Below are 4,053 nucleotides of genomic sequence, written 5' to 3'. Positions count from 1 at the left end.
CCCTAGGCGGTTTTTCTTTGGCTGCGTGACTTTTGCGCAAGGTTTCATGCGATGGCCCGCGACAACACCGCCAGATCCGGTATACGGGTGGCCAGCGCAGCAACCGAGGCCACATCGACCCGCTCCAGCGGCGGAATTTCCGCAATCACCGGCACCTGCCCAAAACGCTCCAGGGCTTCGCGGTTGCCTGACGAGAGCGGACCGTTCATCACCACCCCCAGTACCGGCAGCCTCCGCGCCCGCAAGGCACTCAGGCTGAGCAGCGTGTGATTGATCGTGCCCAGTGTGCTGCGTGCCACCAGCACGACCGGCAGGGCCAGGCGAGCGGCCAGGTCGATCATCATATGGCGATCATCCACCGGCACATACAGCCCGCCGGCCCCCTCCACCACCAGCGGCGCGACCGTCTGCGGCGGACGCAGCGCAGACATGTCCAGCACGACCCCTTCGGCCAGCGCCGCCGCCCATGGAGACAGCGGCGCCCGCAACACGCAGGCGGGCGGATGCAGCACATGACCGCCGCCCAAGCCAAGCAGTGCCGCTACGGTTTCGGTATCGCCAGACGCGGATTCGACACCGGTCTGGTACGGTTTCCAATAGTCGGCGCCCCAGGCCTTGACCAGGATCGCAGCAACCAGGGTTTTGCCCACATCGGTGTCCGTCCCCGTGACGAACGCCCCGTGACAGGGCTGCTCATTCAGGATCTGTGGTGTCATGCGAACGCCCTTGTGCTGATCGGCACATCATCCCGGCGCCACAGGCCGAACGCGATCCAATAGGAACAACGGGCACCAGCACGATCGAATTCGGCGCAGACCCGGCGCAGCAGCGACGCGGACAGCGGGCGGGTTCTTGGCCGGGACGCCGTCGCGCCGATCGCTTTCAGGCTTCGCAGAAAGGCCATGGCGCCACCGCATTCATCCACGATGCATTCGACATCCACCTGGCCTGTCAGGTCGTTTTCCCGCAGACACAACGCTCCTGGCCGGGGAAAGCAGATCATGCGCGGACGCAGCCCCAGCACATCATGCGCCCGGCGCCATTCAGCAAACGTGCCATGTACGGGCAATGCAACAACCAGATGCCCCCCTGGCGCAAGCAAGCCTGCCAGCCGCGCCAGCCCACGCGCAGGGTCCTCGAACCACTGCAGGGCCATGCTGGAACAGATCAAGTCGAAGGATGTCTGGCCGTCATCCAGCAACGGATGTTCTCCATCCATCACCCGATAACGGACGACTCCCCCCAAGCGCAGCCGGTCACGCGCATGCGCCACCATATCCGGCGACAGGTCCGTGATCGTCCAGTCCGCCTCGGAGAAATGCTCACCCAGCATGCGGGTGAGCAGGCCCGTGCCGCAGCCGACTTCAAGAATGCGGGGCCGATCCGGCAGTGCCAGCCGAGTGATCCGCGCCACCAGTCTGGACGCAATCTGGCGCTGCACGCCAGCATGGCGATCGTAGCGGCCGGCTGCCGCACCAAAGCGCGTGCTCACATCATCAGGCCGCGCCGAGGTACGCACACCCCCGGGATCAGTCGGACGGTCTGCATGCCCTCTCGCCTGCGACGATGGTGCCAGACCATGATGTTCCAGGAATTCCACGATACGTGCGGCACACCAGTCCGGCGCCTGCAGCGGCAGCACATGCCCACCACCAGGCAGCCAGATGATGCCACCAGGCAACGCATCTACCGCCATCCCCGCCGGCACCACGGGATCGTCTGCCCCAGCCAGCAACAACAAGGGCGCACCCAGATCACGCACCTGAGTGCGCAGATCAAGTTCCTGCATGATCCGCAGATCGTGGGCCAGCAGCCGCAGGCAAGGCGTGCCCCCGGCAGGGTCTGCGCCGCAGCGGCGGCGGAACGCATCGACCACAGTCTCTGGATCGACCTGCAAGCGGCTGGCCATGCGCCGCAGCACGCGCGGATCCACCCCACGAGGAAAATCGTCCCCGGCGCAAAAGCGGGCAAAGCCATTGATTCCTACCCAGGCACACGGCTGATGATTCACCTGCGGCGCCAGCCGGGCGAGCATGCGCATGAAACCGAACGAATGGCCGACCACCACCAACGGCCCATCGGGCAGCGCCAACGGCCCATCGGGCAGCGCATCCTCTGCGGACGAATCAGAAAAATAGCCACGATCCAGCACCTGCTGCGGCCAGGCATCCAGCCGCATCCGCAATGCGTTCCAGACACGGGCGTCAAACCCCCAGCCATGCACGAACACAAGGGTCGGCAATGTGCTCAGGGGCCCGCCCGGCTGCTGTGCCGTGCTCATGTCCCGGTGTCCAGTGCTTCGGAAAGCGCACAGGCCAGAGCTTCGATGTCTGCGCATGAATGCGCTGCGCTGAGCGCGATGCGCAGGCGACTGGTACCACGTGGCACCGTGGGCGGGCGGATGGCGGCCACCAGCACACTGCGCGCATCCAGGGCGCGGCTCAAGGCCAGCGCCCGGTGTTCATCACCGACCAGGACAGGAATGATCTGGGTGTTGGAAGCGCCCGTATCCAGCCCCATGGACTGCAGCATGGTGCGCAAGCCATCGGCCCTGTCCGCCAGGGCCTCGCGCTCGTCGTGCATCCCAGGCACGAGATCCAGCGCGGCATCGATGGCACCCAGCACGGCAGGCGGCAATGCCGTCGTATGGACGAAACCGGAACAGGCGTTGGCCAGATAATCACACAGTGCCCGCGAACCGGCAACGTAAGCGCCAAAGCCGCCCAAGGCCTTGCTGAATGTGCCCATCGCCAGATCGACCCGCCCACCGCCCAGGCTGGACAGACCCATCCCGTCTGGCCCCAGCACGCCCGTGGCATGGGCCTCATCCAGATACAGGAACGCTTCATGACGTTGCGTCAGATCGGTGAGCGCCGCCACATCGCACCGGTCGCCATCCATGCTGAAGACGCTTTCTGTCACGACGATGCGGCGCCCCGGCCTGCCGGCCCGGGCGCGCAACAGGGATTCGAGATGATCCAGGTCGTTGTGACGAAAACGGATCTCGCGGATACCCGCCGCCCGGCAACCCAGGTGGATGCTGGCATGCGCCAGCCGATCAACATAGACTTGGGCATCACGGCCCAATACCCGCAACAGGGCGGGCAGGATCGCCACATTCGCCTGCCATCCCGAAGACAGCAAGAGCGCGGCCTGCGTGCCCTTGGCACGCGCGATCCTGGCCTCGATCGCAGTACAAGACGGACTGGTGCCACAGACCAGCCGTGAGGCCGTTGCGCCCGTCCCGGCACGCCGGGCATACGCACAAGCCCGGGCGACGAGCTGCGGATGCCGGGCCAGGCCCAGGTAATCATTGCTGCAGAAATTCAGGATTTCACGCCCTTCGTGAACGACCCGCCCCGGCGCCACATGCTCGAACACGCGCATCGAGCGGCGCAACCGGTGCCGTTGCGCGTCCTGCAAGCACTGTTCGAACAGCCCATCGAATCGATCCGACGTCACGCCGAAACCCCCTGGTTGAAAGCCAACAGCGGGGCGATAATATCAAAATGAACGAAATAAACTGCTTTTTGACATATTTAGAAAGAAGATAGCGATATTTGAAGTTGCGTGATTTTCTCTTGAATTGCCACCAAACAGGCACCATCCGGCCCCCATTCCCACGCGTCTCCCTTCCAGATCTCATTTGAAACAAATCATGAAAACACCCCTTCCAGACTGGCTGGTCAACGGCCATCGCCACGTATGGCTGCCCTACACCCAGATGAAAACGACCCCCCTGCCGACGCCGGTGGCCCGCACGCAGGGCTGCCACATCGAACTGGCCGACGGCCGCACCCTGCTCGATGGCATCGCTTCATGGTGGACGGCCTGCCACGGCTACAACCATCCGCATATCGCCCAGGCCATCCAGGCCCAGCTGGCGCGCATGCCCCACATCATGTTCGGCGGGCTCGCACACGAACCGGCGCTGACCCTGGCCCGCCGCCTGTGCGCTCTGCTCGGGCCCGGCCTGGATCGCGTGTTCTTCACCGAGTCCGGGTCCGTCTCGGTCGAGGTGGCCATGAAAATGGCCATGCAATACTGGTTCAA

At 64.6% G+C, this 4,053-nt stretch carries 4 protein-coding genes; 1 reads left to right on the top strand and 3 read right to left on the bottom strand.

The window, feature by feature from the left end; genetic code table 11:
- Window positions 1–44: 44 nt before the first annotated feature.
- Genes bioD through RBR29_RS10900 form a run of 3 tightly spaced genes read right to left on the bottom strand, consistent with a single transcriptional unit; the run spans window position 45 to window position 3,462 of the window.
- Window positions 45–716: a dethiobiotin synthase gene (gene bioD, locus RBR29_RS10910; protein ID WP_320349241.1), complete on the bottom strand. Its 672-nt coding sequence runs from the start codon at window positions 714–716 to the stop codon at window positions 45–47.
- Entirely contained in the window at window positions 713–2,281 is a 1,569-nt protein-coding gene (locus RBR29_RS10905) for an alpha/beta fold hydrolase (protein WP_320349239.1), read from the bottom strand. The genes bioD and RBR29_RS10905 overlap by 4 nt, the downstream gene beginning before the upstream one ends.
- Window positions 2,278–3,462: an 8-amino-7-oxononanoate synthase gene (locus RBR29_RS10900; RefSeq protein ID WP_320349238.1), complete on the bottom strand. Its 1,185-nt coding sequence runs from the start codon at window positions 3,460–3,462 to the stop codon at window positions 2,278–2,280. Before RBR29_RS10900 ends, RBR29_RS10905 begins: the two co-directional genes overlap by 4 nt.
- A 196-nt stretch (window positions 3,463–3,658) precedes the next feature.
- Between RBR29_RS10900 and RBR29_RS10895 the strand changes: the two genes are divergently transcribed.
- A partial coding sequence (locus RBR29_RS10895) for an aminotransferase class III-fold pyridoxal phosphate-dependent enzyme (RefSeq protein WP_320349236.1) occupies window positions 3,659–4,053 on the top strand: 395 nt, incomplete at its 3' end.

This window comes from Castellaniella sp. (genome assembly GCF_034007085.1).
Classification (GTDB): Bacteria; Pseudomonadota; Gammaproteobacteria; order Burkholderiales; family Burkholderiaceae_B; genus Castellaniella.
The sequence above is the reverse complement of the archived record's forward strand: the minus strand, read 5'-3'. Positions and strand labels throughout refer to the sequence as shown.

Excerpts from the sequence above, each read along its gene's own strand:
- bioD (WP_320349241.1), bottom strand. The coding sequence starts at position 716 with ATGACACCACAGATCCTGAATGAGCAGCCCTGTCACGGGGCGTTCGTC.
- RBR29_RS10905 (WP_320349239.1), bottom strand. The coding sequence starts at position 2,281 with ATGAGCACGGCACAGCAGCCGGGCGGGCCCCTGAGCACATTGCCGACC.